The sequence below is a fragment of the Halorubrum sp. CBA1229 genome (genome assembly GCF_003721435.2).
Lineage (GTDB): Archaea > Halobacteriota > Halobacteria > Halobacteriales > Haloferacaceae > Halorubrum.
The window spans coordinates 403,026-428,828 of record NZ_CP054585.1 but is presented as its reverse complement, the minus strand read 5'-3'; the positions used below and the strand labels follow the sequence as shown (position 1 = coordinate 428,828).

At 71.2% G+C, this 25,803-nt stretch carries 29 protein-coding genes; 16 read left to right on the top strand and 13 right to left on the bottom strand.

Going from position 1 to position 25,803, the window contains the following annotated elements:
• The 5 genes from Hrr1229_RS02160 to Hrr1229_RS02140 form a co-directional block, all read right to left on the bottom strand.
• Nucleotides 1-894 carry an SDR family oxidoreductase gene (locus Hrr1229_RS02160; protein WP_123114412.1) on the bottom strand — a complete coding sequence of 298 codons (894 nt, stop codon included), beginning with the start codon at nt 892-894 and terminating at the stop codon, nt 1-3.
• A gap of 91 nt (nt 895-985) precedes the next feature.
• Nucleotides 986-1,777 carry an archaeal proteasome endopeptidase complex subunit alpha gene (gene psmA / locus Hrr1229_RS02155; protein ID WP_123114413.1) on the bottom strand — a complete coding sequence of 264 codons (792 nt, stop codon included), beginning with the start codon at nt 1,775-1,777 and terminating at the stop codon, nt 986-988.
• Nucleotides 1,778-1,781: 4 nt separating this feature from the next.
• Nucleotides 1,782-2,261 (bottom strand): Rpp14/Pop5 family protein, encoded by a 480-nt coding sequence (locus Hrr1229_RS02150; protein WP_123114414.1) that lies wholly within the window; start codon nt 2,259-2,261, stop codon nt 1,782-1,784.
• 7 nt (nt 2,262-2,268) lie between these two features.
• Nucleotides 2,269-2,892 (bottom strand): class I SAM-dependent methyltransferase, encoded by a 624-nt coding sequence (locus tag Hrr1229_RS02145; RefSeq protein WP_123114415.1) that lies wholly within the window; start codon nt 2,890-2,892, stop codon nt 2,269-2,271.
• Complete coding sequence (locus Hrr1229_RS02140) at nt 2,876-3,601, bottom strand: RNase P subunit p30 family protein (RefSeq protein WP_123114945.1); 726 nt, start codon at nt 3,599-3,601, stop codon at nt 2,876-2,878. Before Hrr1229_RS02140 ends, Hrr1229_RS02145 begins: the two co-directional genes overlap by 17 nt.
• Before the next feature lie 145 nt (nt 3,602-3,746).
• Between Hrr1229_RS02140 and Hrr1229_RS02135 the strand changes: the two genes are divergently transcribed.
• Entirely contained in the window at nt 3,747-4,031 is a 285-nt protein-coding gene (locus tag Hrr1229_RS02135; RefSeq protein WP_123114416.1) for a DUF357 domain-containing protein, read from the top strand.
• A gap of 43 nt (nt 4,032-4,074) precedes the next feature.
• Here the strand turns inward: Hrr1229_RS02135 and Hrr1229_RS02130 are convergent, their stop codons facing one another.
• From Hrr1229_RS02130 to Hrr1229_RS02115, 4 genes are all read right to left on the bottom strand, one after another.
• Nucleotides 4,075-4,584 carry an MOSC domain-containing protein gene (locus Hrr1229_RS02130; RefSeq protein WP_123114417.1) on the bottom strand — a complete coding sequence of 170 codons (510 nt, stop codon included), beginning with the start codon at nt 4,582-4,584 and terminating at the stop codon, nt 4,075-4,077.
• A 543-nt stretch (nt 4,585-5,127) separates the two neighbouring features.
• Nucleotides 5,128-5,811, bottom strand: a complete 684-nt coding sequence (locus tag Hrr1229_RS02125; RefSeq protein WP_123114418.1) for an HAD-IIB family hydrolase — start codon at nt 5,809-5,811, stop codon at nt 5,128-5,130.
• Nucleotides 5,812-5,927: 116 nt separating this feature from the next.
• The gene (locus Hrr1229_RS02120; RefSeq protein ID WP_123114419.1) at nt 5,928-7,100 is read right to left on the bottom strand and encodes an AAA family ATPase; all 1,173 of its coding nucleotides are present in this window, start codon (nt 7,098-7,100) and stop codon (nt 5,928-5,930) included.
• An 88-nt stretch (nt 7,101-7,188) separates the two neighbouring features.
• Nucleotides 7,189-7,395 (bottom strand): hypothetical protein, encoded by a 207-nt coding sequence (locus Hrr1229_RS02115; RefSeq protein ID WP_123114420.1) that lies wholly within the window; start codon nt 7,393-7,395, stop codon nt 7,189-7,191.
• A gap of 175 nt (nt 7,396-7,570) precedes the next feature.
• Between Hrr1229_RS02115 and Hrr1229_RS02110 the strand changes: the two genes are divergently transcribed.
• Entirely contained in the window at nt 7,571-7,972 is a 402-nt protein-coding gene (locus Hrr1229_RS02110) for a hypothetical protein (RefSeq protein WP_123114421.1), read from the top strand.
• A 16-nt stretch (nt 7,973-7,988) separates the two neighbouring features.
• Here Hrr1229_RS02110 and Hrr1229_RS02105 read toward each other — a convergent pair whose 3' ends face one another.
• Nucleotides 7,989-9,095: a hypothetical protein gene (locus Hrr1229_RS02105; protein ID WP_123114422.1), complete on the bottom strand. Its 1,107-nt coding sequence runs from the start codon at nt 9,093-9,095 to the stop codon at nt 7,989-7,991.
• The gene (gene glpK / locus Hrr1229_RS02100) at nt 9,096-10,637 is read right to left on the bottom strand and encodes a glycerol kinase GlpK (protein ID WP_123114423.1); all 1,542 of its coding nucleotides are present in this window, start codon (nt 10,635-10,637) and stop codon (nt 9,096-9,098) included.
• A gap of 407 nt (nt 10,638-11,044) precedes the next feature.
• Between glpK and glpA the strand changes: the two genes are divergently transcribed.
• From glpA to Hrr1229_RS02030, 14 genes are all read left to right on the top strand, one after another.
• Nucleotides 11,045-12,784, top strand: coding sequence for an anaerobic glycerol-3-phosphate dehydrogenase subunit GlpA (gene glpA, locus Hrr1229_RS02095; protein WP_123114424.1), 1,740 nt, complete (start codon nt 11,045-11,047; stop codon nt 12,782-12,784).
• Nucleotides 12,784-14,163 (top strand): glycerol-3-phosphate dehydrogenase subunit GlpB, encoded by a 1,380-nt coding sequence (gene glpB, locus Hrr1229_RS02090; RefSeq protein ID WP_123114425.1) that lies wholly within the window; start codon nt 12,784-12,786, stop codon nt 14,161-14,163. The genes glpA and glpB overlap by 1 nt, the downstream gene beginning before the upstream one ends.
• Entirely contained in the window at nt 14,160-15,728 is a 1,569-nt protein-coding gene (locus tag Hrr1229_RS02085) for an anaerobic glycerol-3-phosphate dehydrogenase subunit C (RefSeq protein WP_123114426.1), read from the top strand. Before glpB ends, Hrr1229_RS02085 begins: the two co-directional genes overlap by 4 nt.
• Nucleotides 15,729-15,845: 117 nt before the next feature.
• On the top strand, nt 15,846-16,826 hold the full coding sequence (locus Hrr1229_RS02080) for a hypothetical protein (protein WP_123114427.1): 981 nt from the start codon (nt 15,846-15,848) through the stop codon (nt 16,824-16,826).
• 160 nt (nt 16,827-16,986) lie between these two features.
• A complete protein-coding gene (locus Hrr1229_RS02075) occupies nt 16,987-18,432 on the top strand; it encodes a CRTAC1 family protein (protein ID WP_123114428.1) in 1,446 nt (481 codons plus the stop codon).
• Between the two features lie 98 nt (nt 18,433-18,530).
• On the top strand, nt 18,531-18,731 hold the full coding sequence (locus tag Hrr1229_RS02070) for a hypothetical protein (RefSeq protein ID WP_123114429.1): 201 nt from the start codon (nt 18,531-18,533) through the stop codon (nt 18,729-18,731).
• A gap of 91 nt (nt 18,732-18,822) precedes the next feature.
• Nucleotides 18,823-19,548, top strand: a complete 726-nt coding sequence (locus Hrr1229_RS02065) for a ribosome assembly factor SBDS (RefSeq protein ID WP_123114430.1) — start codon at nt 18,823-18,825, stop codon at nt 19,546-19,548.
• A gap of 114 nt (nt 19,549-19,662) precedes the next feature.
• Entirely contained in the window at nt 19,663-20,154 is a 492-nt protein-coding gene (locus tag Hrr1229_RS02060; protein WP_123114431.1) for a YbaK/EbsC family protein, read from the top strand.
• A gap of 183 nt (nt 20,155-20,337) precedes the next feature.
• Nucleotides 20,338-21,348 carry a zinc ABC transporter substrate-binding protein gene (locus Hrr1229_RS02055; RefSeq protein WP_123114432.1) on the top strand — a complete coding sequence of 337 codons (1,011 nt, stop codon included), beginning with the start codon at nt 20,338-20,340 and terminating at the stop codon, nt 21,346-21,348.
• A gap of 94 nt (nt 21,349-21,442) precedes the next feature.
• Complete coding sequence (locus tag Hrr1229_RS02050; protein WP_123114433.1) at nt 21,443-22,183, top strand: metal ABC transporter ATP-binding protein; 741 nt, start codon at nt 21,443-21,445, stop codon at nt 22,181-22,183.
• Nucleotides 22,183-23,265, top strand: a complete 1,083-nt coding sequence (locus tag Hrr1229_RS02045) for a metal ABC transporter permease (RefSeq protein ID WP_176329323.1) — start codon at nt 22,183-22,185, stop codon at nt 23,263-23,265. The genes Hrr1229_RS02050 and Hrr1229_RS02045 overlap by 1 nt, the downstream gene beginning before the upstream one ends.
• A gap of 96 nt (nt 23,266-23,361) precedes the next feature.
• The gene (locus tag Hrr1229_RS02040) at nt 23,362-23,646 is read left to right on the top strand and encodes a hypothetical protein (RefSeq protein WP_123114434.1); all 285 of its coding nucleotides are present in this window, start codon (nt 23,362-23,364) and stop codon (nt 23,644-23,646) included.
• 85 nt (nt 23,647-23,731) lie between these two features.
• Nucleotides 23,732-24,166, top strand: coding sequence for a DUF393 domain-containing protein (locus tag Hrr1229_RS02035; RefSeq protein WP_123114435.1), 435 nt, complete (start codon nt 23,732-23,734; stop codon nt 24,164-24,166).
• A complete protein-coding gene (locus Hrr1229_RS02030) occupies nt 24,163-24,702 on the top strand; it encodes a GIY-YIG nuclease family protein (RefSeq protein ID WP_123114436.1) in 540 nt (179 codons plus the stop codon). The genes Hrr1229_RS02035 and Hrr1229_RS02030 overlap by 4 nt, the downstream gene beginning before the upstream one ends.
• 45 nt (nt 24,703-24,747) lie before the next feature.
• Here Hrr1229_RS02030 and Hrr1229_RS02025 read toward each other — a convergent pair whose 3' ends face one another.
• Nucleotides 24,748-25,230, bottom strand: a complete 483-nt coding sequence (locus tag Hrr1229_RS02025; RefSeq protein ID WP_123114437.1) for an acyl-CoA thioesterase — start codon at nt 25,228-25,230, stop codon at nt 24,748-24,750.
• An 86-nt stretch (nt 25,231-25,316) separates the two neighbouring features.
• On the bottom strand, nt 25,317-25,769 hold the full coding sequence (locus Hrr1229_RS02020; protein ID WP_123114438.1) for a bifunctional nuclease family protein: 453 nt from the start codon (nt 25,767-25,769) through the stop codon (nt 25,317-25,319).
• Between the last annotated feature and the right edge of the window lie 34 nt (nt 25,770-25,803).

The following is a 25,803-nucleotide window of genomic DNA, read 5'->3' as shown; positions in this document are numbered from 1 at the left end:
CTACGAGGTGAACTTCCGGACGAACTCGTAGCCGCGGTCGAGCAGCGCGTCCGGGAGGAACCGCGCGAGCACGCCGACGCGGGCGGCGGTGCCCGGCTGGACCCGCGCCGGCGGCCGCGTCGCGCTCGCGGCGTCGTAGATGGCGCCGGCGACGAGCTCGGGCTCGACCGCGCCCGGACCGTCGCCGCCGATCAGCTGCGCGTCCTCGAACATCGCGTAGAACTCCTCGTAGGCGCCGGAGCGGTCGATCCCGGCGTCGTCGCCTTCGTCGCCCCCGTCCGCGCCCGAACCGGTACCCGTCTCCGCCTGGGCGCGCTTCGAGAAGTTCGTCTTCACCGGGCCCGGCTCGACGACGACGACGTCGATCCCGTGCTCGGCGACCTCGTTGCGGAGCGCGTCCGACATCGCCTCGACGGCGAACTTCGAGCCGCTGTACACGCCGCCGCCGGGGAACGAGACGCGCCCGGCGACCGACGAGACGTTGATAATCGTGCCGTCGCGCTCGCGGCGCATCGCCGGCAACACGGCCTTGATGAGCCGATGCGGGCCGTACACGTTCACGTCGAACTGCTCGTGGACCTTCGCTGTCGACACGTCCTCGATCGGACCGAACTGGCCGTACCCCGCGTTGTTGACCAAGGCGTCGATCGCGCCCTCCTCGTCGAGGATCCGGTCGACGACGCGGTCGACGTCGGACTGGTCCGTCACGTCGAGCGTGGCGAGCTCGCAGCCCGCCTCGCCGAGCGTCTCGATGTCCGCCGGATTCCGAGCGGTCGCGTACACGGTCCATCCCTCGTCGGTGAACGCGTGCGCCGCGGCGCGGCCGATACCCGAGGAACAGCCGGTGATGAGTACCGTCTTCTGCACGCGTCGTCGGTCGGCCCCCGTCGGCATAACTCTCCCGACCGGGCGTCGACCGAGCGGGGCGGTGTGGGCGCCGCCGTCGCGGGCGGTCCGAGTCAAAAAGCGCCGAGCGGCGAGCGCCTCACTCCTCGTCGGCGTCGTCCGCCGCCTCGTCGTCCGCCGCCTCGTCGTCCTCCTCGGTCGCGAGCAGGTCGCGCTCGTCGAGGATCGCCTCGATCTCCTCGTTCGACCGCTCGGTGTAGCCGTCGTCGTCCTCGACGGTGATCGTGGCGACGCCCACGCCGTTGGGAGCTAACTCGCCGTCGTTCGACTGCGCGAGGGTGTCGAGCGCGAGCCCGACCGCCTCGTCGGTGGAGAGGTCCTCCTCGTACTCCGCTTCGAGGTAGTCGCGGAGGTCGCTCCGGTCCGAGCCGATCGAGAGCGCCTGCCACTCGTAGGGGGTGCCGGACGGGTCGGTCTCGAAGAGTCGCGGCTCGCCGTTCTCGATCCCGCCGACGATCAGCGCCACGCCGAAGGGGCGCGCGCCGCCGACCTGGGTGTATTGCTGGATGTGGTCGGTGATCGTCTTCGTCAGGGTCTCGATGCCGATCGCCTCGCCGTAGCGCAGGCGGTTCACCTGCGCCTGCCGGCGCGCGAAGTCGATGAGTTGGCGGGCGTCGGCGACGTGGCCCGCGCTCGCGACGCCGACGTGGTCGTCGGCCTTGTGGAGCTTCTCGATGCTCTCCGGCTCCATCAGGGGGGAGCGGGCGCGCTTGTCGGCCGCGAGGACGACGCCGTCCTCGGCGCGGACGCCGACGCTCGCCGTCCCGCGTTTCACCGCCTCCCGGGCGTACTCGACCTGGTAGAGCCTGCCGTCGGGAGAGAAGATTGTGATTCCTCGGTCGTACGCCTGCTGTTGGGATTGGCCCTGCATGATATCACTCGATGTCGAACGCCGCCGCGCCGACGTAACCCGACTCGACCCGCACGTCGCACGCGTCCTCGCGCACGACGGCGGGCCGCTCGGCGTCCCGGAACGCGACGTCTCGCTGTGTAGAATTAGCGCCCGCGCGACCCATATATCTTTCCTCACAGGCACGTACCGTCCCCGAGATCCCACGGACGTGGATCCCGACCGGGTCGCCGTCGATCTCGCTGACGCAGGCGATCGCCGCCCGCGCCTCGTCGACGTGCCCGTGTCGCACTTTAACGATCGCCTCGCCGACGCCGTCGCCGTGCGAGAAGCTGAGGAGGGTCAGGTCCGCGTCGGCGCTGCCGGCGTCGCCGATCAGGTTGCCGGCGGCGTACCAGAGCGCACGCTGGAACGCGCGGCGGCCGACCTCGGCGTCGGGCCACGTCTCGATCCCGACCGCGACGTACCGCCAGCGCGGCCGGAGGTGTTTGGGGAGGTGTTTCACGGCGCGGTCACCCGGACAGCGCGGCCCCGCGCTCCGCGACGATCACGGCGACCTGGTCGTGAACGCGCTCGACAGCGGTCACCGCGAACCCCTCGGCGGTGAACGCCTCGACGAGGGTGCCGACGGTGGCGGGGTCGTCGACCTCGGGGCCGTAAAAGGGCGCCTCCGGGTCCGGCTCCTCGAAGAAGGCCACGTCGCCGAGGACGATCCGGCGCGCCCCGGTCGCGGCCATCTCGCGGATCGCCTCGCGCTTCTCGTCGTCGGCGAGGTGGTGGAGCGCGAAGTTCGAGGTGACGACGTCGATCCGCTGATCGGCGTCGATCTCGGGATCGCGGAACTCGCCGTACGCGAACTCGACGTTCGCGAGACCGCGCTCCTCGGCCTTGCGGCGCCCCTCGTCCATCATCCCCTCGCTAACGTCTCGGGCCAGCACGCGCTCCGCGTTGGTCGCGAGCGGCAGCGCGATGGCGCCGGTGCCGGCTCCCAGGTCGAGCACCACGTCGTCGGGGTCCGGGTCGGCGTAGTCGACGACGAGGCTCGCGCAGGCGTGGTACTCGTCGCTCTTCGAGTCGTCGTACTCGGCGGCCTTCTCGGAGAAGCGCGCCGCGTGCTCCTCAACGCTCTTCTTCATACCTGCCACGTCGGACCCCGGGCTCTATGAAGGCCTCGGAGCGCCGCTCGCGGTTGCGGGCCGCGATCGCCCCCCACGCCCGGAGCCCCTCCTCGACCCACTCCGGGTCGAACCCGACGGCCTCGGCGGCGGCGACCAGCTCGCGGGGCGCGCGGAGACCGAGGTGCGAGCGCGCGTTCGCGCTGACGACGTGGGGCGCGTCGTAGTAGGTCACGATCTCGCGGAGCTTCCGCAGGTCGGCGAGGGCGCGAACGCGCTTGCCACCGCTCGCGCGGAGCAGCGGGCCGAGGTCGAACTCCACGTGGACCCCGTTGTCGCGGGCCGCCTTCGCGAGGACGTGGTTGAAGTCTCCCGGGCCGTCCATCGGTCGCGCCAGCACGTCGACGCGCGGCTCCTCGACCGCGAACCGATTGAGGCCGTCGTCGCCGCCGACGAGGCAGACGACGGTGCGCTCGGTCCGGTAGTTGCCCACCGCGCCCGAGGCGCCCGTGGCGTCGTCGGCGTCGACCTCGACCGCGTCGACGACGTCGACCCCGTACTCCTCGCGGAGCGCGGCCGCCTCTTGTGAGGGCTCGCCGTCATCGCCGGCCGGGGTGAGCGCGTCCCGCGTGCGGACGACGACCCCGTCGTAGCCGTACCGCGCCGCGGTGGCCGCGTGGCGGGCGACGGTCGCGTCGCCGTCGGGGTGGGCGTGAACGGCCTCGTACATGGCCGGCCGTTTCGGCTCCGCGGGTATCGTCGTTGCGCTTTCGGGCGGCGGGGGCGACCGCGTCGGGTCGGCGCGGCGCGCGGGCGGCTCGCTCGGCGCCGCGCTCCCCGGGAGGTTTTTGCGTCGCTCGGAGGAACCGGAGCGCATGAGCGCCGACCTGGAGGAGAAGACGGACCGCTACGAGCGGATGCTCGCGGACGCGCTGGCCGCCGCGGAGCCCCGGCCGCCGGCCGACACGCCCCTCGGCGAGGCCGCGGCCGACGTGGTCGAGATGGCCGAGTCGTACCTCGACGACGGGCGGCACTTCCGGGAGGACGGCGACCCGGTGAACGCGCTCGCGTCGTACTCGTACGGGTACGGCTGGCTCGACGCCGGCGTCCGGCTGGGGCTGTTCGCCGTCCCCGACGACACCGAGCTGTTCACGACGTGAGCGGCGGCGCGGCGACGCGTCCTCGTCTGAGCGGCGACCCCCGCTACGCGTCCTTGAGCCGCGGCCGGACGGCGTCGTCCGCGTCGCCGAGGATCCGGACCGGCGCGCCGGCTTCGATCGCGCCGTCCTCGACGATTCTGGCCCGGAGCCCACCCCGATGCACGAGCGCCTCGCGGACCCCCTCGCGTTCGAGCAGCGACTCGAGATACGAGCACGGCTCGCAGAGCTCGACCCCCTCGCAGACCGCGTCGCCGACGCTGAACCGCGCCCCGACGAGGCGGTTGAGCCCGATGTCCCCGGTGGTGAGGTTGCGCCGGTGCTCGTCCGGGCCGACGGCGATCCCGTAGTCGCGCTCGACGGCGTCGAGCGTCTCGCCCTCGATCAGCGACAGCTCGCGGCTCACGTCCCGCGCCGACTGCGAGTAGGTCCCGCGCTCGAGGAAGTACCGGTCGCCGCGCAATCCCCGCCCGGACACCGCCTCGACGCGGTCTCGCTCCTCCATCGGCTCGCCCGACTCGGCGGCGACGTGAATCGCCTCGATCCGTCCGGTCATGCCGCGTCAGACGACCACGAGCGACAAAGCGGTTGCGGCGGGACGGTGGTCGACGTATCGTCGTTGTCTTCAGCGGTATCGAACGCCCTACGACGAGTGCGAGGCCCGACCGCCGATACTCCGCCGTCACCGGCTGGCTCATTTATAAGTCGTTGACTGCGGGTCGACGGGGAGCACCTCCAAAGCCCCAGCCGCTCGGCTATACGCGGCCGACAACTCTGCGGTGAACACCGCCAAAGCCCCAGTCGCGAGGACGGCGCACGCTCGCTGCGGTCCTCAGTCGCTCGCGCTGGTCGCTCCTTGCGGTCCTTGCGTCACCTGCGCCGTCCTCGCGACTGCCCCTTTGAGTCCCACCCACCGCAGCCTCACGCCTCCCCAGCCTCGCGGTTCGCGCTCTTCGAGCGCTCACCGCGTCCCTCGCGGACTCCTCGCGGTCGCCGGCGGCGACCGCTCGGAGGCGCGCCACCGCAATCTTACTTAAAAAACCTCCGCGGGATGTCGTGATTACTTATAAAATCCCCCTACCGGAGGCTCTCGCTCGCTTCACTCGCCCCGCTCGCGGAGGGCCGCCAACACCGTCTCCGTCCCGTCCATGTACGCCTCGTCGAGGACGACGTCGGCCGCCTCGCGGGCGGTCGCGTCGGCGTTGGCGACCGCGTACGACTCGCCGGCGACGGCGAACGTGGAGGCGTCGTTCTCGCTGTCGCCGATCGCGACGAACGCCTCGGTGGCGATCCCGAGCGCGTCGGCGACGCGTTCGAGGGCCTTCCCCTTGCTCGCGGCGGGCGATTTGACGTGGTACGCGTAGCCGGTGTCGACGACCGTCACGTCGCCGTCGGCGGCCGCGGCGACCTCGCGGAGCAGCGCCTCGTCGGCGTCGAGCGACAGCGCCACCTCCGTCTCGCGCCACCGGTTCACCGTGTCGCCGTCGCCCCAGCCGACCTCCCCGCCGCGCTCGCGGAACGCCTCGACGACGGCCCGGGGCGCGGTCGGGTCGCCGAGGACCGCCGTCTCGCCGTCGACGTACGCGACACCGCCGTTCTCGGCGATCACGAACTCGGGTCGGCCGAGGAAGTGCGCCAGCGCGACCGGGTAGGGGAACGCCTTCCCCGTCGCGAAGACGACCGGCGCGTCCCAGTCGGGCAACAGCTCGAAGACGCGGGGGTCGATCCGGCCGCTCGGCGTCGTCAGCGTCCCGTCGATGTCCAGCGCGAGGGGCGGGGTCATACCGGCGGTGAGGCGGCCGGGCGCAACTGTCTTGCGTTCGCGATCGGCGTCTCGTGCGGTGATATAAAAAAGCGTCCGCGGTCGTCGACCGCGGCGGCTTGGTCAAGCGGGGCGGTTCAGGCCGGCCACGACGGCCGGTCGAACAGCTCCCGGAACACGAGCGTCGGGAACCGCGGGACGAGCCGGCTCGGGGGACGGCCCTTCCCGCCGCTCTGGCGGACCGTCACCCGGTCGAGCAGCCCCGCGTCCGCGAGCTCGTACAGCACCCGGCGCACGGTGGACGCCGAGAGGTCGACGGCGGGCCGCGAGGCGATCGTCTCCGTCGCCGCGCTCACCGAGGCCCGGTCGTCCTCCGGCAGGCTGACCAGCTCGTACAGGAGGCGGCGGCGGCTCTCGGAGAGCGCGAGCACGCGGCCCAGCGCCACTCCGGGCTTCGGCACTCCCTCGATCCCCGCGTCGAGGTCCGCCGACCGAATCGTGGAGGCGCCCTCCCGCTCCGCGCTGATCGCGGCGCCGGCTATCGCGGCGAGCGCGTCGTGGGCGTCTCCCTCGGCCCACTCGCCGACCTCGCGGATCTGGTCGTGGCTTATCGCGTCGCGGCCGAGGCCGGTCGAACACCGGCTCGTCAGCAGCTCGACGAGGACGTGGCGCCGGTACGGTTCGAACGCCACGGACGCGTCGGGCTCCCACTCGATCGCCTCCGGCGGGTCCCGACCGAGGCAGACGGGCGCGATGTGTCCGCTGACGTCGGTGAGCCAGTCGACGACGGTCGTCGCGTCCGGCGTCTCCGGCTCGTTGGCGTGGTCGACCGCGACGACCACGTCCGGACCGGTGCGGACGCTCTCCCGGAGCTCGTCGGCGAGCTCGTCGGTGCCGATCCCGTGTTCGGGGATCGGGTCGTCGCCGATCGCCGAGAGGATGGTGTGGTAGAGCCGGAACCGGGTCGAGCCGCGCCGCGCGTCGACGTAGACGAACCCCGGCAGCGTCGGCTCGACCGCGCGCGTCGAGGTCTGGATCGCTCGCCGCGGCCCGCTGTGCGCCGCAAGCCGGTCGAACAGCGCCGAGACGGCGGCCGACTTCCCGCTCCCCTTCGGGCCGTGCACGTAGGTGCTCGGCGGGAGCGACCCGGAAAACGCCGGGCTGAAGGCGTCGAGCAATCGCTCGAACGCCGGCCCCCGACCGATCGGGGACTCCACGTGCGCGACGGGGGAAACGGCGTCGAGGTCGACCAGAACGCCGGCCCCAGCGTCGTACCCCAACCGGCGCTCGATCCGGTCGTCGATGTTCACGGTCGTCCCTCCTGCGTGTCCGGATAAAACTGGCACGGACTACCGTGCCGCGACCGCCGCCGTCGCCGACCGGGCGACCGCCGCGGTCCTACCAGTGGTCGGGCTTGTACCGGTTTATCAGCAGCGTCGAGACGGCGAACACGACGGCCGCGACGGCGCCGACGATCGCGCCGGCGACGACGCGCGCGCCGACCGGGCCCTCCGCCGTCACCGTCACGACGAGCGTGACGATCGCCGCGACGACGAGCATGTTGCGACCGTCCCGTCTCTCGAGCCCCAGCGTACCCACGTTCATACCGTCGCCTCACGTCGAACGACGTTAAATCCATCCCGACTGCCTCGGTCCGGGGTCGGTCGGACCCATTGGCGGGGGAGACGTCGGCGCCGCGGACGGCGACGACGCGGTCGGCGACGGCGGCAATCGCCGCGCCGTCCACAATCTTAACCCGTCCGCCCGCCTCCCGCGGAGTATGTCCGAACCAGAGTTCGACGAGTCGGTCGTCAAGGCCGACAAGCAGAGCAAGGCGGTCGCGCTGATCGTCGCGATCGCCGCGTTCCTCCTCGTCCGCGAGCTCGTCGACGACGTCCAGTTCGCCTCGATCGTCGCGGCGACCGCCGGCATCGGCGTCCGGCTGTACATCCCGTATCACGCGAGCGTCCGGGTTCCGGCGTCCGATCGGACGTCGCTCAGCGAACACCCGACGGTCGGTGCGTACCATCACGGCGCCGCCGGAATCGGACTGGCCGTGCTGTCGGTCGTCGCCGCCGCCGCGTTCGTGTTCACTCAAGGGTTCGTTACCTCGGTTGGTGTCGGGATCATCGCTGGTGTCGTTTCGTACGTGGTTCTTTCCTCGGTGCTTCCGACTGGATAAATACGGAAGACCGGGCTTAGGTGCCCGGAACCCAGATCGAACCGAGGACGCCGAGAATCGCCAGCACGGCGAGGATCGAGGACGTGATGAAGATCGCCGCGGCCGGCGGGTCCACGTGTGTGTCCCCGTGCGCGTAGAAGACGCGCTGGAAGGCCTCGCCGATCACGGCGCCGAGGAGACCGAAGCCGGCCCCGGCGATCAGCCCGACCGTGCCGCTGAAGCCCGCGCCGGTGAACGCGGCCCACGCGGTCGCGCCCGGAAGCGTCATGTGGTGGGTGACCGGGATCCGGTCCACGCCGAGGTTCAGGAACAGCAGCGTCGCCGCGCTGATACCGAACCCGAGGAACACGTTTCCGGTCTGGATCGCGGCGTAGGAGGCCGCCAGCCCGGCGGCTGCGCCGATCGCCGCGACGTGCGACCACTTGTACATGTTCGGCAGCCACGGCTCGACCGCGAGGCGGTCCTCGCTGGACTTGTCGCCGTCGCCGGGCACCTCACCGGGGTCGCGCATCTCCTCGCGCTCGAACGGCCCCATGTCGAAGTAGCCGCTCGCCTTGCTGCTGACGTTGCCGATCACGGAGTAGCCGAACACCGCCCGGTGGACCAGCGCGCTGGCGACGACGGTGAACGCGATCGGGTCCGTCGGGATCGCCAGGTTCCGGAGCGTCTGTTCGAGCACGATGCCGAAGACACCGAACGCCGCACCGACCGCGAGGATGTCCGGGCGACTCCCCAGCGCGAAGCCGATGTCCTTCGCGTTGTGGTAGTCGAAGCCGGACTCCATCGCGCCGTTCTTCGCCGCGTACGCCGCCGCCGCCGCACCGCCGGCGAAGGAGATGTGCGGCCCGAAGACGGGACCGAACCCGACGCCGACGCCCGACCCCATGGCAGCGTCACCGCCCCACACGCCGGCGATGACGAGGAAGCCGGTGAAAATGAACGCCGGGAGCGCACCGAGCGCCGCGCCGAACGCCCCGCCGGCCGCCGCGCCGAGCCAGATGGTCGGGTCGAGCAGGATGTCGAGCACCGCGCCGATCGAACCGGCGTTCCACTGCGCGAGCACTCCGCCCGACTGCGCGAGCAGGTCGCCTGACGCCACCAGCGCCGAAGCCTCGGCGCTCATCTACTCGTCCTCCTCGTCGTCCTGTGCCCAGTTGCGGGAGCGCTCGACCGCGTCGTCCCACCGGCTGTACAGCTTGTCGACCTCCTCCTGGTCCTTCTCGGGGGTGAACTCGCGGTCCACCTGCCAGTTGTCGCGGAGCTCGTCGACGGAGTCCCAGTAGCCGACCGCGAGGCCCGCGGCGTACGCGGAGCCGAGCGCGGTGGTCTCGTCGACCTCCGGTCGCGCGATCTCCGTCTGGATGATGTCGGACTGGAGCTGACAGAGGAAGTTGTTCTTGACCGCCCCGCCGTCGACGCGGAGGCTGGTCGTCTCGACGCCGGAGTCGGCCTCCATGGCCTCGGCGACGTCGCGGGTCTGGTAGGCGATCGATTCGAGCGTCGCCCGGACGATGTGCTCCTTGCTCGTGCCGCGGGTCATCCCGACGATGGTCCCGCGGGCGCGGCCGTCCCAGTGCGGGGCGCCGAGCCCCGTGAACGCCGGGACCATGTAGACGCCGTCGGTCGAGTCGACCGACCGGGCCAGCTCCGCGGTCTGGGCCGCGTTGTTGATCAGGTCGACGTCCTCGAGCCACTCGATGGCGGCGCCCGTGATGAAGATCGAGCCCTCCAGCGCGTACTGGACGGGTTCGCCGGACATCTGGAAGCCGATGGTCGTTAAGAGCCCGTGGTCGGACTCGACGGCCTCGTTGCCCGTGTTCATCAGGTAGAACGACCCGGTGCCGTAGGTGTTCTTCGCGTCGCCCTCGTCGAAGCAGGTCTGGCCGAACAGCGCGGCCTGCTGGTCACCGAGCGCGCCGGCGACCGGAATCTCCTCGCCGAGGAAGCCGTCGGCGTCCGTGTGGCCGTAGTACTCCTCGTCGGAGGAGGGGCGTACCTCGGGGACCATCTCCTCCGGGACGCCGAACTCGTCGAGTAGCTCGTCGTCCCACTCCATCTCCCGGATGTTGTACAGCATCGTCCGGGAGGCGTTCGTGACGTCCGTGATGTGGTTGCCCGTCAGGTTGTAGATGAGCCACGAGTCGATCGTGCCCATGACGAGCTCGCCCTCGCGGGCGCGGTCGCGGAGGTCGCCGCCGCGGGAGCTCTGCATCTTGAGCGGCTCCGCGTTGTCGAGGATCCACTCGGTCTTGGTCGCGGAGAAGTAGGCGTCACACTCCAGTCCGGTCTTCTCGCGGATCTCCTCGACCTTGCCCGCCTCTTGGATCTCCTCGACGCGGTCCGTCGTCCGCCGGTCCTGCCACACGAGGGCGTTGTGGACCGGCTTCCCGGAGTCCTTGTCCCAGACGATCGTCGTCTCGCGCTGGTTGGTGATCCCGATCGCTTCGAGCTGGTCCGCGTCTAGCCCCGCGTCCGCGAGGCCGTCGAGGACGACCTGCTGGGTGTTCTCCCAGATCTCGATCGGGTCGTGCTCGACCCAACCCGGGTTCGGGTAGATCTGTTCGTGCTGTTCGTAAGCGTTCGCGACGACCTGGCCCTCGTGGTCGAACACCATGAAGCGGGTGCCGGTCGTCCCCTGGTCAATCGCACCGACGTACTGTGTCATGTTTTGGATCCCTCCTGTGGCGCTGGTCCGCCCGCGGCGACGTCGACGATCCCGCCTCGGGCGGTTCCCGAGGGGGACGCGTCCCGGCCGGGCCGGGAGTCGACGCCGTGAGGTGCCCCCACCCGAGAGACCGCGTCCGGCCCGCGCGCCGGCCGCGCGGTCCCGGTTCGGGGGGCGTCACCGTCGTCGCCGCGGTATATCTTCACGGAAGCTACCACGCCGTTCGTGAACATAATGTACTACCATAATAATCTAACTGTTAAAATCCGCTTTTGAGCGCGATTCAAAAAGGTAATATATAAACAAATCGCTGCTGCCAACGCTTGCACCACTTGAACGTCCCTGATAGTTATGCGAACCCGTGAGGAGGAGGTAAAGTAAAGTGGACGGCGTCCAAGCGGTTGGCTATGGACCAACAGGTGGACGTCGTGGTCGTCGGTGGCGGGTCGACCGGCTGCGGCGTCGTCAGGGACCTGGCGCGACGGGGGCTCGACGCGGTGCTCGTCGAGAAGGGGAACCTGACGCACGGCACGACGGGACGGATGCACGGGCTCCTCCACAGCGGGGGTCGGTACGCGGTCTCCGACCAGAAGAGCGCGAAGGAGTGTATCGAGGAGAACCGGGTGCTCCGCGACATCGCGTCGCACTGCGTCGAGGAGACCGGCGGGATGTTCGTCAAGCGCCCGGAGGACTCCGAGGAGTACTTCCAGGAGAAGCTGGAGGGGTGTCGGGCGTGCGACATCCCCGTCGAGGTGCTCGACGGCGAAGAGGCCCGCCGCCGCGAGCCCTACCTCGCGCGCGACGTCGAGAAGGCGATCGCGCTCCCCGACGGCGCGGTCGACCCCTTCCGGCTCTGCGTCTCCAACGCGGCCGACGCCCGCGAGCACGGCGCCCGGATCGAGACGCACGCCCCGGTGACGGACGTGCTCGTCGAGGACGGCGAGGTCGTCGGCGTCGAGGTCGAACACGAGACCGGTCCCGGCAAGCGGGTCCACCGCGAGCCCGGGACGACCGAGGAGATCCGCGCGCGCCACGTCGTCAACGCGACCGGCGCGTGGGCCGGGAACGTCGGCGAGATGGCCGGCGTCGACGTCGAGGTGCGCCCCTCGAAGGGCGTGATGACGGTGATGAACACCCGACAGGTCGACACCGTCATCAACCGGTGCCGGCCGAAGGGGGACGCCGACATCGTCGTGCCCCACGAGACGGCCTGCATCCTCGGGACGACCGACGAGGAGGTCGACGACCCCGAGGACTACCCCGAGGAGGACTGGGAGGTCGACCTGATGATCGAGACGCTCTCGGAGCTCGTGCCCGCGCTGAAGGACGCCCGGACGCTGCGGTCGTTCTGGGGCGTCCGCCCCCTCTACGAGCCGCCGGGGACCGGCACCGAGGACCCGACCGACATCACGCGCGACTACTTCCTCCTCGACCACGGCGAGCGCGACGACCTGCCCGGGATGACGACCATCGTCGGCGGGAAGCTCACCACCTACCGGATGATGGCCGAGTCCATCAGCGACCACGTCTGCGACACCCTCGGCCACGAGGCGACCTGCGACACCGCCGACGCGCCCCTCCCGGGCTCGGAGAGCGACGCCCGCATGGAGGAGCTCATGGACGAGTTCGGCCTCCGCTCCCCGGTCGCCCGCCGCTCCGGCCAGCGGCTCGGGTCGCGCGCCGACGACGTGCTCGGGGAGTACGACCCGAACCCGATCGTCTGCGAGTGCGAGGGCGTCACCCGCGCGGAGGTGCAGGACGCGATCGGCGACGCGGGCAGCGACCTCAACGCGGTCCGGCTCCGCACCCGCGCCTCGATGGGCAACTGCCAGGGCGGCTTCTGTACCCACCGGATCGCCGCGGAGCTGGCGCAGGAGTACCCGGAGCCCGTCGTTCGCGACGCGGAAGACGAGCTGTACCAGGAGCGCTGGAAGGGCCAGCGCCACGCGCTGTGGGGCCGACAGCTCTCGCAGGCGATGCTGAACCTCCTGTTGCACGCGACGACGATGAACCGCGACGGCGACCCGGCGAACCTCGATAGCGAGGTCGACTTCGGCGCCTTCGACGCCGGCTCGCCGGGCGGCCCGGCCGAGTCCGACGCCGGTAGCGGCGAGGCCGGAACCGCCGCTACGGACGGGGGTCGCTGATGGCGATCGACAGCGACGTCCTCGTGGTCGGCGGCGGGCTGGCGGCGATCACGGCGGCGATCTCGGCGTCCCGCGAGGGCGCCGACGTGCGGCTCGTCTCCCACAAGGCGAGTACGCTCCGACAGGCGTCGGGGCTGATCGACGCGCTCGGCTACGTGCCCGCGACCGAGCCCGCGCAGCCGCTCCGCGAGGGACCGCCGACCGCGGGCCGCGAGCTCGACCGCGACGATTGGCCCGATCCGGAGGGCCCGCTCGCCGATCCCTTCGAGGGGATCGACCGGCTCCCCGAGACGCACCCCTACCGGATCGTCGGCGCCGACGCGCTCCGGGAGGGGCTGGACCTGTTCGACGAGCTCGCGGGCGACGCGTACCGCGGCGGCCACACCGACCGCAACGCCTTGGTGCCCACGTTCGGCGGGAGCGTGAAGCCGACCGCGCGGTACCCGGCCGCCGCGGAGGCGGGGATCGCCAGCGACGACCGGCCCGCGCTCATCGTGGGCTTCCGATCGCTGACCGAGTACGACGCGCGGGCGTTCGCGGGCCGGCTGGAGGCGGCCGGTGTCCCCTTCGACGTCGCCGGCGCAGAGGTCGAGTTCGCCGAGGCGTTCCGGGCCGACACGAAGGTCACCCGCCTCGCGAAGGCGCTCGACCACGACGAGGAGATCGACGGGGTCCCCGCGCGCGAGGCGCTGGCGAAGGCGGTCGCCCCGCACCTCCACGACGTCGTCGACGCGGACGGCGGCGTGGACCGCGTCGAGCGCGTCGGCTTCCCGGCGTTCCTCGGCGACGACCGGGGCGACGAGGTCCGCGCCGAACTGGCCGACCGGCTCGGCGCTGACGCCTTCGAGATCCCGATGGGGCCGCCGAGCCTCCCCGGGCTCCGCTTAGAGGACCGGCTCTACGACGCGCTCGACGCCGAGGGCGTCCGATTCGAGACCGGCAACCCCGTCGTCGGGATCGAGACCGAGGCGGACGGGCGGGTCGAGACGGTCGCGGTCGACCGGAAGGGCCGGGAGACGCCGTACGGCGCCGACGCGTTCGTGCTCGCGACCGGCGGGCTCGTCGGGAAGGGGCTCGACTCGGACCGCGAGGGCGTCCGCGAACCCGTCTTCGACTTACACGTCGAGCAGCCCGACGACCGCTACGAGTGGTTCGTCGACGACGCGTTCGGCGACCAACCGTACGCGCGGTTCGGCGTGCGCCCCGACGAGCGCGGGCGACCCCTCGACGGGGACGGAGAGGCACAGTACGCGAACGTCTTCGCGGCCGGCGGCGTCGTCGGCGGCGCGGACGTGGCGCGAGAGAAGTCCGCGAGCGGGGTGTCGCTCGCGACCGGCCTCGTGGCCGGGCGGCAGGCGGCGACGGAGGCGACCCAATGACACGAGACACAGACGACGACACGGACGGAGCGGGGGGAGAGCGCGACGACGGGAGCGAGCCGGGGGCCAGCCCGGGCGTCCCGGCTGCCGGCCGTGACGAGCGGCCCTCGGTCTTCGTTCCTCACGACGGCGAGCCGGAGCGGGCGGTCGCGACCGACGGCGGCGCCGAGCGCGACGCGGCCACTGATGGTGGACGCGCAACGAACGACGCGGCCACTGATGGTGGACGCGCAACGAACGACGCGGCCACCGACGGCGGCGTCGAGAGCGCGACCGGCGGGGCCGAGTCGGCGGAGCTCGACCCGGACGCGTACGACCCGGTCGACGTGTTCCCCGGCGGCGACCTCGACCTCCGCGAGGGGGCCGACTCCTGTTATAAATGCACGAGCTGTGACACCTCCTGTCCGGTCGCCGAGGTCGACGAGGAGTTCCCGGGGCCGAAGTTCCAGGGCCCGGAGCAGTGGCGGCTCAAGCGGAAGGAGGACCACGACATCGACGAGTCGATCACCTCCTGTTCGAACTGCATGCGCTGTGACGACGCCTGCCCCTCCTCGGTGCCGCTCTCGCAGATGCACAACGAGGCGCGCGGCCAGTTCGTCGAAGAGCAGATGGAGAAGCTGTCGGTGGAGTACGTCCGGAACCGGATCTTAGCGAACTACCGCACCTCCGCGCGGCTGGCGAGCGTCTTCCCGCGGACCTCCTCGTTCGTGATGAACTTCGGGCCGGTCCGCTGGGCGATGGAGAAGACGCTCGGTATCCCGAAAGAGCGCGACTTCCCCGAGTTCGCCACGGAGACGTTCCGCGAGTGGTGGAAGGCGCGCGGCGGGGCACAGGTACAGAACCCGGACAAGCGCGTGGCGTACTTCCACGGCTGTTACTCCAACTACAACACGCCGGAGGTCGGCAAGGCGATGGTCCGGGTGTACGAGCACTTCGGCTACGAGGTGATGGTGCCCCCGCAGAAGTGCTCCGGCACCCCGATGTTCGCGAACGGCATGCTGAAAGACGCGCGCCGGCACGCGGAGACGAACGTCGAGAGCCTGATCGAGGCGATCGGCGAGGGCGCCGACGTGATCGCCTCCTGTACCTCCTGCTCGATGTCGCTCCGGCAGGAGTACCCCGAGCTGTTCGACATCCACGGGATCGAGGACGTCTCCGAGCACACTTACGAGGCGCTGGAGTACCTCCGGATCAACGAGGACCTGGAGGGCGAACTGGCGGGAACGAAGCTCGCGGACGAACAGTCGTTCGCCTACCACGCGCCGTGTCACGCCCGCAACCAGGGGCTCTCCCGGCAGGCCGTCGAGACGTTCCGCGACGTCGACGGCGTGACCATGGAGGACGTCGGCGACTCCTGTTCCGGCATCTCGGGCACCTACGGCTGGAAGGAGGAGAAGTACGAGAAGTCGATGAAGATCGGCGAGGAGATGTTCGAGCACATGGAGGACGCCGAGGGCGACGTGGGGATGACGGAGTGTCCCACCTGCGCGATGCAGATGGAACACGGCACCGGCTACGAGATCAAACACCCCCTCCAGCTGCTCGAAGAGACCGTCAGCGCCTGATCGGTCGCCTCTGTCTCCCACTTCTCCGACCGCCCGTCGACCCGGTCGACGCGTCCGGTTCTCAGACGAGATAACCTCAGACGAACGTTTATTCTCCGGAACTCCGGACAACTGCTCGTGACGCTCGAACAGCTCCTCGATCGCTTCGACGACGTCGAGCGGTCCATCGTCGTGGTCAACCGCACCGACCCGGACCCCGTTCTCAACATGCTCGCCGACACGTTCGGAGAGGGCCCGGTGGAGGTGACCGACGGGAGCCTCGCGGGCGACGCGGGCACCGGGTCCGAGCAACGTGACGCCCGGCCCGACGGGGCCGGCGTCACCGGCGGGTCGGGGCTCTCCGCCGAGCGGCTGACCATGCGAACCGCCGACGCGGGCGAGGCCCCGGTGATCGACGTCGACGCGCTCCGGCGGAACGACGCGGTCCCCTTCGACGGCGACGACCCGTCGGCGGTCGAGAACCTCGCGCTGCTCGTGGAGGGCGACGAGGTCGTCGCCGGCTCGACGCTCGGCGAGCTCGGCGACGCCGTGCTGTTCGTGAACTCCGACCTGTACATCACCGGGACGCGCTCGCTGGAGGACGTCGACCTCCCGGCGGTGGTCAGTCGGCTCAGCGAGACGACCTTCACCCTCCGCGGCTACCCCGAGTCGAACCGGCAGAAGCTCCTCCTCATCACCATCTCTCGGTTCATCGAACGCGCCGCGTGGGTGGCCGGCGACGGGACGCTGCGGTCCTCGTTCCAGCGGCTCTCGCGGCTCGACGACGAGGTCGGGACTCGGGAGGTGTACGAGAGCGTGGCCGACGCCGGCGTCGACACGCACCTGTACGGCGTGCCGGACGACCTGCCCCGCGGCCTCGACGCGGTGATCCACGGGGGCGACGATCGGGACTTCACCCGCAGTTGGTTCGTCGTGTACCGACCGCCGGAGGGGCCTCGCTCGGTCGCTGACGAGGTGGGAACTGACCTCAGGCGCGGTATCGAGGGGGGCGTTGGCCTCCTCGCCGTGGAGGCGGAGCCGCGGGTGTGGCGCGGCACGTGGACGTTCGACGAGACGCGTGTCCGCGAGCTGAACCGGTACATCGAACGCAATCTGTAGCGACGCGTTGACACGCTCCCCCCCGCTGAAGCGCGAGGCGTTCTCCTCGATCCTCCGTAACCGAAATCCGTCGCGGTCGGCCGTCGGCGGAATCGTATTTATCGCTCTCGGGCCGAATCCAACCCGTGAGTTCATATTCTCCGAGCGGTGACGGGGGACCATGTTTACGGAGCGGTCCGACCTCGTCGGCGACGACGACCCGATCCGCGGGTACGGCGTCGCGGTGACGCCGGGACTGGACGGACCGCTCGTCTTCGTCGCCGGCTACGGCGAGCCGAACCGCCTGTACGCCCGCGACGGGGACTGCTTCGTCGACACGGCCTGCGGCATCGTCGCCGACGGGACCCGTCACGGGATGGGCGTGTGCGCGGCCGACCTCGACGCCGACGGCTGCGAGGAGGTGTACGTCCACAACTGCACCAAGGGCGTGGACGGGGGCGGCGACCCCGACCTCCTCTTGAGCCGACTCGAATCCGACGCGTACCGCTGGACCGACGTGTTCGCGCTCGACGTGAACGCCGACCGGCTCGACGTGCGCGCCGGCCGGTCCGTCGCCGCGCTCGACCGGCTGGGGACCGGCCGGTACGGGGTCGCCGTCTCCGGGTACGCCGCGCCCCTCGCGTTCTACGAGCTCGGCGACGACGGCGAGATCACCGACATGGCCGACGCCGTCGGGCTGGAGGTCGACGGCGGCTGTCGGTCCCTGCTCGCGGTCCCGCACTGCTCCGGCGAGGGCGACCTGTTCGCGGGCGTCGAGCGCGGCCCGAACCGGCTGTTCCGGAACGAGCGCGGCCACTACGACCCGACCGGCGGCGGCGCGCTGGCCGACCCCGCCGGCGACACCCGCGGCGCCGCCCTCGTCGACGAGGGCGGGACGTTCGCGTTCGCGGTCGGCAACGAGAACGGCCCGAACCGCCTCCTCCGCCACGACTCGGCCGGCGGGTTCGAGGACGTCGCGCCGCCGGCCCTCGGGGAGCCCGACCGCGTCCGGACCGTCGTCGCGGCCGACTTCGACAACGACGGCCGCGAGGAGCTGTTTTACAACGTCTCGGGCGAACCGAACCGGCTCTACAAGCGGACCGGCGGGGACGGGTCCGACGCCGGCGACGACGGCTCCCGCTGGCGGCCCGTCGACCCGGGGGGCGCCGCCGAGCCGGACGGCTTCGGGACGGGCGCGGTGGCGGCCGACATCGACGAGGACGGCGCCTTGGAGCTCGTCGTCGTCCACGGCGAGGTCGCCGCGCAGCCGATCGCGACCTACGACGTCCCGGGCGCCGCTGACGCCGGCTGGCTCCGCGTCCGGCCGACGACGCGACACGGCGCGCCCGCCCGCGGCGCCGTCGTCAGGCTGGAGACGGAGACCGGGATCCAGCGCCGCACCGTCGACGCCGGCGGCGGCTGCCTCTGTCAGACGGAGCCGGTCGCGCATTTCGGGCTCGGCGGCGCGACGCCGCGCCGGGTCGTCGTCCGGTGGCCGGACGGCCGCGAGCGGATCCTCCCCGACCCCACGCCGGACGCGGAGATCGCGGTCGAACACCCGTCGCAGCAACGGTCGGCACCGACCGGCGGTCGCCGGCTCCGCGGCGACGGGTCGGTCGGGCGGTAGCGCGGCCGACGCGCCGACGTTTCCTCGGTCGAAGCCGATCGCCCGGCCAGAACTGCCGCCCTTCGCGGGTTCAAGTGTCCGGGGACGCACGGACGGGTATGGTAGATCCGACTTCCGACCTCGAGGAGGACGTCGACGAGGAGTCCGCGCCGCGCTGCGCGACCTGTGGGGGGCCGGCGCTGGGCGTCGGTCGTCGAACCGTCACGTGGGTCGACGGGGACGACGTCGAGCACCGGCACTTCTGCTCGCAGGCCTGTCGAGACGACTGGGAGGACGAGCGACCCCGGGCGAACGCCTGACCCGAGAGGCGGCGGCTCGCGGCGCTCGCCGGGTCGGCGACACGCGCCCCTCGCGGGAGGCTTTTTCAGTACGGGGGTGGTATCTCTGGGTATGATATCGCTCGACGAGGCCGTGACGGCCCGACTTGAGTCGCACGGCGAACGGTTCGAGGTGCTGATCGACCCGGACGCGGCGCTCGCGATGAAGCGCGGGGAGTTCGAGGGCGACCTGGAGGACGTGATCGCCGCCGAGGACGTGTTCGAGAACGCCTCGCGGGGCGACCGCCCGGCCGAGGAGGACTTAGAGACCGTCTTCGGCACGACGGACGCGCTGGCGATCATCCCCGAGGTCGTCGAGCGCGGGGAGATCCAGATCACGGCGGAGCAGCGCGAGGAGATGCTGGAACGGAAGCACAACCAGCTCGTCACCACCATCACGCGCAACGCTGTGAACCCGCAGATGGACGACTCGCCGCACCCGCCCGAGCGCATCGAGCGCGCGTTAGAGGAGGCCGGGTTCCAGGTCGACCCGATGGAGCCGGTCGAGAACCAGGTCGACGACGCGCTCGAGGCGCTCCGGCCCGTCATCCCGATCCGCTTCGAGGAGGTGACGATGGCGGTCCAGCTCCCCGCGGACTACGCGGGCTCCGGGCAGGCCCAGATCCGCGAGTTCGGCGATCTGGAGCGCGAGGAGTGGCAAAACGACGGCTCGTGGGTCGGCGTGCTCACGTTCCCCGCCGGATTACAGAACGACCTCTACGAGCTCGTCAACGAGGTCACCTCCGGCGAGGGCGACGCCCGCGTGATCAAGGACAAAGACGAGCTGCGAACTCGATAACGGAGACGAGCGGCGGACGCGATAGGGCGTCGACGCGCCCGGCCCCCCGCCGTCTCGCCGACAGACGTGCCGCGGCCGAGAGCTTCATACTCCGGCGCGAGTCTCTTTCTCTGCATGCACGAGCGCGCGGCGGAGTTCGCGGCACGGGCGCGGGACCGATACGGCGTCGACCTCGAGGTGCTGGAGTTCGACGCCGGGACGGAGACGGCGGCGGCGGCGGCCGACGCCGTCGGCTGCGACACCGCGGCGATCGCCTCCACGATCGTGGTGTCGCTCTCGGGGAACGCCGACGCCGACGGGGACCGCCTCGTCGCCGCGATCACCAGCGGCGCCAACCGGCTCGACCTGGACGCGGTCGCGGCCCACTTCGGGGCGGCCGAGGCGGCGATGGCGGACCCGACGCGGATCCGCGAGGCCGTCGGCTGGAGCATCGGCGGCGTGCCGCCGCTGTGTCACGACGCCGCGCTCCCGACGGTCTTCGACCCGACGCTGGCCGGCTACGACACCGTCTACGGCGCGGCGGGAACGCCGAGCGCGGTGTTCGCCATCGAGCCGGAGCGGCTCGCGGCGCTCGCGGACGCGACGACCGTCGACCTCACGGAGTGAGCGTGGTCGCCCGCGATCGCGCGATTCCGGGATGCGGTGCGCCCGACCGTAGGGTGGCCGACTCGACCGGCGTTGACACTCGGACTCGCCGTTGTTAATCGAACCCGCTCTCCGCGGAGTGGGTTATTAAAATAGAGTTATGAAGTAATAACATTTTTCTATTAATGCCCGCTAGGGATCGGTATGAGCCACTCACGTCGGTCGGTGCTGAAGCGCGGGGCGGGGCTGTTGGCCGCCGGCACGACGGCCTCGCTCGCCGGTTGCTCGGGCGCCGCGGACGGGGGCGACGCGGGGTTCGACGGCGGGTACGCCGCGTTCTTCACGCTCAGCGACTGGGCGAATCGGGTCGCCGGCGACCGCGCGAGCTTCGAGAACCCGGTCGAGGTCGGTCGGCTCGGCCACGGCTGGACGCCGGACGGGAACCTCGCCGCGGACGTCGCCTCGACGGACGCGTTCGTCTACCTCGATAGCCCCGAGTTCGCGTGGGCACAGGACCTCGCCGAGACGCTCGAGGCCGACTACGACTCCGTCGCGGTCATCGACGCTCTCGACGGCGTCGAGGACGACCTCCTCGACTGGGACCACTCGCACGAGGGCGAGGCGGGTGACGACGGCCACGAGGACGACACCCACGACGAGGAGAGCAACGACGGCCGCCGGTACGACCCCCACGTCTGGGTCGACCCGGTCTTCGCGGCGGCGATGGTCGACACCATCGCGACCGGACTCGGCGAGGCGGACCCCGACAACGCCGAGGCCTACGCCGACAACGCGGCCGCCTACGCCGAGGAGCTCGACGGCGTCGACGCCGCCTTCGAGTCGATCGCCGAGCGCGCCGACCGCGACGTGGCCGTCATCGCGGGCCACAACTCCTTCCAGTACCTGGAGGCGCGCTACGGGTTCCGCCTCCACTCGCCGGTCGGCGTCTCGCCGCAGAACGAGCCGAGCCAGAGCGAGATCGCCGACACCATCGAGCTGGTGAACGACGAGGGAATCGACACGGTGCTGTACGACCGCTTCGCGTCGACGACGCTCGCCGAGACGATCGTCGAGAACAGCGACGCGACGGAGATGGCGGCCGTCAGCCCGGCGGGCGGTACGACGCGGGAGTGGAACGACGCCGGCTACGGCTACCTCGAACAGATGACCGAGGTCAACGTCCCCGCGTTCGAGCGCGGATTCGGCGTCCGGTGAACCGGCGCCGCCGGGCCGCGGCGCCGGCCGACCGCCCCGCCGCCGACGGACTAAAAGAGCTAAACGTTCGGGCGACCCAGAGACGGGACACGCAGTGACCGAAATCGTCGACCTCGACGACGTGACGTTCGCCTACGGCGACACCGTCGCCGTGAGAGACGTCTCTCTGACGGTCGAGGCGGGCGATTTCCTCGGGCTCGTCGGTCCGAACGGCTCCGGCAAGACGACGCTGCTCCACCTCATGCTCGGGCTTCACGAGCCCGACGAGGGGACCGTCGAGCTGTTCGGTCGACCGATCGACGAGTTCGACGACGGCGGCCGGATCGGCTACGTCTCCCAGCAGGCGACGAGCCGCGGCGGGGCGATGCCCGTCACGGTCCGCGAGTGCGTCACCATGGGCCGGTTCGCACACGCCGGCCGGGGGCGGCTCTCCGAGGCCGACCGCGCCGCCGTCGCCGACGCCATCGAGACGGTCGGGATCGGCAACCTCGCCGACCGGCTCGTCACGGAGCTGTCGGGGGGACAGAAGCAGCGGGCGTACATCGCGCGCGCCCTCGCGAGCGACGCGGACCTCCTCGCGCTCGACGAGCCGACCGTGGGCGTCGACGCCGAGTCGCGCGACGCGTTCTACGCGCTGCTCGACGAGCTGAACGACGACGGGATCACCATCATCCTCATCGAGCACGACATCGGCGTCGTCACCGACCGCGCGAACCGCATCGCCTGTATCAACACCGAGCTGTACCACCACGGCGACACCGAGTCGTTCGTCGAGAGCGACGCGCTCTCGGAGGCGTACGGCGCGACCGGACAGGTCGTCCACCACCACCACTGATGAGCGGGACCGCGACGCCGGACGGCGAGAGGGAGGACCCCGCCGAGGAGCCGGCGCCCGGCCGGCCCGACCGTGGACTCCGCCGGCGAGCCGAGCTCGCGGGGATCGGGCTCACGGCCGTCGTCGCGGCCGGGATGCTCGGATTCCTCCTCCTCTACTGGGCGCAGGACCTTCCGGTCGCGAGCGACCTGTACGCCGCGTTCCGCTCGCTCGGGCGGGGGATGGACGCCGCGTTCGGCACGAACGTGTTCCGGCACCCGATCATGTGGCAGTCGATGGCGGTGGGCGTGCTCGTCGGCGTCGTCGCTCCGCTCGTCGGCTCGTTCCTCGTCCACCGGGAGATGGCGCTGATCGGCGAGACGCTCGCGCACACGGCGTTCGCGGGGGTCGCGATCGGCATCCTCGTCAACGCCTCGACGGGGTGGGGCAGCTCGCTCCTGCTCGTCGCGCTCGTCGTCGCGATCGCGGGGGCGCTGGTCGTCCAGTGGCTCACCGAGCGCACCGACGCCTACGGCGACGTGCCCATCGCGATCATGCTCAGCGGGAGCTTCGCGGTCGGCACCCTGATCGTCAGCTACGGCCGCGGGCTGACCGCGATCAACATCGAGGGGTACCTGTTCGGCAACCTCGCGGTCGTCACGGCCGAGGGCGCGCGGCTGATGGGCGCGCTCTCCCTGCTCGTCGTCGGCGGCGTGGCGCTGACGTACAAGCAGCTCCTCTTCATCACCTTCGACGAGCAGGCGGCGCGGGTCGCCCAGCTGAACGTCACCGGCTACAACACGCTGCTCGTGGTGATGACCGCCGTCGTCGTCGTCGGCGCGATGCAGGTGCTCGGCGTCATCCTCGTCGCCGCCATGCTCGTCGTCCCCGTCGCGGCCGCCTCGCAGGTGGCCCGGAGCTTCCGCGAGGCGACGTACCTCGGCGTGATCTTCGGCCAGCTGTCGGTGCTCGGCGGCTTCGCCGTCTCGATCGGCCTCGGCCTCCCCTCCGGCGGCTCGATCGTCGTCACGGCGATCGCCATCTACCTCGCGAGCATCGCGGTCTCGGGCTTCTCGGTGAAGGCCATCTCGGCGCACGGGTAGCCGCCGGGCGAGGGGCCAGATCCTGCGTCGCGGCGCGCGTGCGCTCGCCGCGCGCGCTTTCCACAGACCCTTATATCCAGACCGCCAGTTGCGCGTATGGGAGAGACGGAAACCTACACGATCACCGGTCCCGACGGTGACGAGGAGTCGTTCGAACTGCCCGCCGGTCTCGTCGACGTGCTCAGCGACCAGGGCGAGCAGGGCACCCGCGTCGTCAGCGACGTCGTGGTGCAGGCGATGGCCCAGCAGGCGCACGTCATCGTCCACCACAGCGAGGGCGACGTGCCCGAGGACATCGCGGAAATGAACGAGACGGCCGCGGAGCTGTTCGAGGAGCGGTTCGGGCAGTCGCTGGAGGACGCGCTCGGCCACTCGCACTGAGACGCGCTCGCGTTGTCACCGCTTTTCGCACCAGTTTCCCGCCGCCGGCCGGCCGCTTAAGCCGCCGCGGGACGTACCTCCGTCTATGAGTTCCGACTCGGACGCGCCGGTGCTGATCTTCGACGGCGACTGCCCCTACTGCTCGGTCGCCGCGCTCGCGCTCCGCCGGCTGGAGGGCGTCGTCGCGGTGCCGTGGGAGGCCGACCCCGTCGGCCCCTTCCTCGACGCGCAGTTCGGCTCGCGCCCGTTCGCGATGGTGCTCGTCGACCCGCGCGAGCGCCGGGTGTACGCCGGCCGGTCGGCGGCCCAGGAGCTGGCCGACCGCGCGGGCACCCCGGGGATCGTCGGCGGGCTCGTCCGCGACAACTACGACCGGATCGCCGACGTTGTCGGGACGCTGTCCGGCCGCGGCCGCGACCCGGCCGACGTCCACGAGGAGTACCGGCTGACCGACGCCGCGCGCGACCTCGTCGACGACCTCCGCCCGGCCGCGAGCGACCCGCCGGAGGCGCTGCCGTGAGCGGGGCCGGGTCGCCCGATCCCGACGAGGGCGGTACCTACACTCTCCTCGTCGAGGTCGCGGCCCCAGCCGGGATCGAGGTCGGCGCGCTCGGCGAGCGCCGCTTCGACGCCGGCGCCTACGCGTACACCGGGAGCGCGCTCGGCGCCGGCGGGTTCTCGCGCGTCGACCGTCACCGCCGGATCGCCCGCGGCGACCACGACGTCCGCCACTGGCACGTCGACCACCTGCTCGGCCACCCGGCGGCCCGGATCGACCGCGTCGTCCGGAGCGTCGGCGCCGACGTCGAGTGCGCCGTCGCCGACCGCCTCCCCGCGGGCCCGGTCGACGGGTTCGGCGCGTCCGACTGCGACTGCCCGAGCCACCTGGCCGGCGCCGAAGGAGACTCCCTCGACGCGTTCGCCGCGCGAATCAGAGAGGCGCACGTGGCGGCGGTCGGGGTGCTCGGCGGGAGCGACGCGCCCGACGGGGACGTTACCGGCGAGGGCGACGCCGCGGAGAGCGGCGCGCGCGTCGACGTCGTCGCCGGGGAGTAACGGCCGTCGCAGCGATCGTTCGTTTATACACTGCCGGCCGTCTATTTATATATCGTAGCGCTCGACGATGTCCGTGAGCTGCTCGCGCCGCCCCTCGATCGCCTCGTCGCGCAGGGCCTCCTCCTCCGGCGTCGGACAGATCAGCTCCGGCACGCTCGCGGGGGACCCCTCGTCGTCGAGCGCGACGAACGTGAAGTAGGAGGTGGTCGTGCGGCGCTGCTCGTCGGTCCGCGGGTTCTCCGCGCGCACGTCGACCTTCACGTCGAGGCTCGTCCGGCCGACGTTGAACACGTATCCCTCGATCACGGCGACCTCGCCCATCTCGATGGGCGCGATGAAGTCGACGTGGTCCATCGAGGCGGTGACCACCTGTCGGTTCGAGAAGCGCATCCCGGCGATCGCGCCGCAGATGTCCATCCAGTGGAGGACGGCGCCCCCGAGCGCTCGCCCGAGGTTGTTCGTGTCGTTCGGCAACAGCATCTCTGTCATCTCCGTGTACGACTCCGCGACGGTCGCCGTCTCGTCCATACCGGCGGTGCGCGGGCGCGCGACTTGAATCTCCGGCTCTCCGCCCGGCGGTACGCGGGTCCCGCGCCGTCCGAGTCGCCTCGCCGTCAGGACTCGTCCGGAGGCCCGTCGTCGAAGCGGACGGAGTCCGGGGATCGCCCCGCCTCGTCGACCACCTCGTCGGAGACGACGACGGGGCAGTCGACCCGGACGGCCAGCGCGAGCGCGTCGGAGGGGCGCGCGTCGAAGACGAACCGCTCGGGCTCGCCGTCCTCGTACCGCTCCGCGTCGACCTTCGCGTAGAAGGTGCCGTCGCGGAGGTCGTCGACCCGGACCCGGTCGATCGCGCCCCCGAACTCGGTGAGGATGTCGACCAGCAGGTCGTGTGTCAGCGGCCGGTCGAACGGCTCGCCCTCCAACGCCAATCCGATCGACTGCGCCTGGTCGGCGCTGACGAAGATCGGGACGTACTCGCCCCGCGCGGAGAGGATGACGGCCGGGACGTCGCCGCCCGGCGCGGAGCCCGCTCCGACCCCGACGACCTCGGCTTCGTGTTCCATACCGGATCGTGGCGGCGGCGGCATGAATAGCTGT

Bases quoted from the DNA above. Each gene is read 5' to 3' on its own strand.
- Hrr1229_RS02160 (WP_123114412.1), bottom strand. From the start codon at position 894: ATGCCGACGGGGGCCGACCGACGACGCGTGCAGAAGACGGTACTCATC.
- psmA (WP_123114413.1), bottom strand. From the start codon at position 1,777: ATGCAGGGCCAATCCCAACAGCAGGCGTACGACCGAGGAATCACAATC.
- Hrr1229_RS02145 (WP_123114415.1), bottom strand. From the start codon at position 2,892: ATGAAGAAGAGCGTTGAGGAGCACGCGGCGCGCTTCTCCGAGAAGGCC.
- Hrr1229_RS02140 (WP_123114945.1), bottom strand. From the start codon at position 3,601: ATGTACGAGGCCGTTCACGCCCACCCCGACGGCGACGCGACCGTCGCC.
- Hrr1229_RS02135 (WP_123114416.1), top strand. From the start codon at position 3,747: ATGAGCGCCGACCTGGAGGAGAAGACGGACCGCTACGAGCGGATGCTC.
- Hrr1229_RS02130 (WP_123114417.1), bottom strand. From the start codon at position 4,584: ATGACCGGACGGATCGAGGCGATTCACGTCGCCGCCGAGTCGGGCGAG.
- Hrr1229_RS02125 (WP_123114418.1), bottom strand. From the start codon at position 5,811: ATGACCCCGCCCCTCGCGCTGGACATCGACGGGACGCTGACGACGCCG.
- Hrr1229_RS02115 (WP_123114420.1), bottom strand. From the start codon at position 7,395: ATGAACGTGGGTACGCTGGGGCTCGAGAGACGGGACGGTCGCAACATG.
- Hrr1229_RS02110 (WP_123114421.1), top strand. From the start codon at position 7,571: ATGTCCGAACCAGAGTTCGACGAGTCGGTCGTCAAGGCCGACAAGCAG.
- Hrr1229_RS02105 (WP_123114422.1), bottom strand. From the start codon at position 9,095: ATGAGCGCCGAGGCTTCGGCGCTGGTGGCGTCAGGCGACCTGCTCGCG.
- glpK (WP_123114423.1), bottom strand. From the start codon at position 10,637: ATGACACAGTACGTCGGTGCGATTGACCAGGGGACGACCGGCACCCGC.
- glpA (WP_123114424.1), top strand. From the start codon at position 11,045: ATGGACCAACAGGTGGACGTCGTGGTCGTCGGTGGCGGGTCGACCGGC.
- glpB (WP_123114425.1), top strand. From the start codon at position 12,784: ATGGCGATCGACAGCGACGTCCTCGTGGTCGGCGGCGGGCTGGCGGCG.
- Hrr1229_RS02085 (WP_123114426.1), top strand. From the start codon at position 14,160: ATGACACGAGACACAGACGACGACACGGACGGAGCGGGGGGAGAGCGC.
- Hrr1229_RS02075 (WP_123114428.1), top strand. From the start codon at position 16,987: ATGTTTACGGAGCGGTCCGACCTCGTCGGCGACGACGACCCGATCCGC.
- Hrr1229_RS02070 (WP_123114429.1), top strand. From the start codon at position 18,531: ATGGTAGATCCGACTTCCGACCTCGAGGAGGACGTCGACGAGGAGTCC.
- Hrr1229_RS02065 (WP_123114430.1), top strand. From the start codon at position 18,823: ATGATATCGCTCGACGAGGCCGTGACGGCCCGACTTGAGTCGCACGGC.
- Hrr1229_RS02060 (WP_123114431.1), top strand. From the start codon at position 19,663: ATGCACGAGCGCGCGGCGGAGTTCGCGGCACGGGCGCGGGACCGATAC.
- Hrr1229_RS02055 (WP_123114432.1), top strand. From the start codon at position 20,338: ATGAGCCACTCACGTCGGTCGGTGCTGAAGCGCGGGGCGGGGCTGTTG.
- Hrr1229_RS02045 (WP_176329323.1), top strand. From the start codon at position 22,183: ATGAGCGGGACCGCGACGCCGGACGGCGAGAGGGAGGACCCCGCCGAG.
- Hrr1229_RS02040 (WP_123114434.1), top strand. From the start codon at position 23,362: ATGGGAGAGACGGAAACCTACACGATCACCGGTCCCGACGGTGACGAG.
- Hrr1229_RS02035 (WP_123114435.1), top strand. From the start codon at position 23,732: ATGAGTTCCGACTCGGACGCGCCGGTGCTGATCTTCGACGGCGACTGC.
- Hrr1229_RS02025 (WP_123114437.1), bottom strand. From the start codon at position 25,230: ATGGACGAGACGGCGACCGTCGCGGAGTCGTACACGGAGATGACAGAG.
- Hrr1229_RS02020 (WP_123114438.1), bottom strand. From the start codon at position 25,769: ATGGAACACGAAGCCGAGGTCGTCGGGGTCGGAGCGGGCTCCGCGCCG.